The sequence below is a fragment of the Varibaculum cambriense genome, from assembly GCF_022133705.1.
Taxonomy (GTDB): Bacteria; Actinomycetota; Actinomycetes; order Actinomycetales; family Actinomycetaceae; genus Varibaculum; species Varibaculum cambriense_A.
Map to the genome: position 1 here is coordinate 1 of NZ_JAKNHJ010000046.1, position 255 is coordinate 255.

The following is a 255-nucleotide window of genomic DNA, read 5'->3' on the forward strand; positions in this document are numbered from 1 at the left end:
TGAAAATTCAGGCATTCGATGACTTCTTCGGTTACCGGGCATTAATCGACGAAGTTAACGTCTGGGTTCTAACGGAAATTGCCGACGAGCCAGCCGGAGGGCTGATGCTGAAAGGGCCGCAGGGCGAGGAACAAGAGATTGAAAGCCGCCTGGAGGAAGGTTGCTATTATTTACTGTTCGACAACCGCACCCACCGCGGGGCGAATCAGCAAGTCAGGGACTGGGTAAGCTATGTGCTTTCTCCGACGAATCTGG

1 pseudogene is annotated in these 255 nt (G+C 53.3%); it reads left to right on the forward strand.

Features of this window, described 5'->3' with window-relative positions:
- A pseudogene (locus L0M99_RS09730) lies at positions 1-255 on the forward strand (hypothetical protein); the annotation flags it as partial.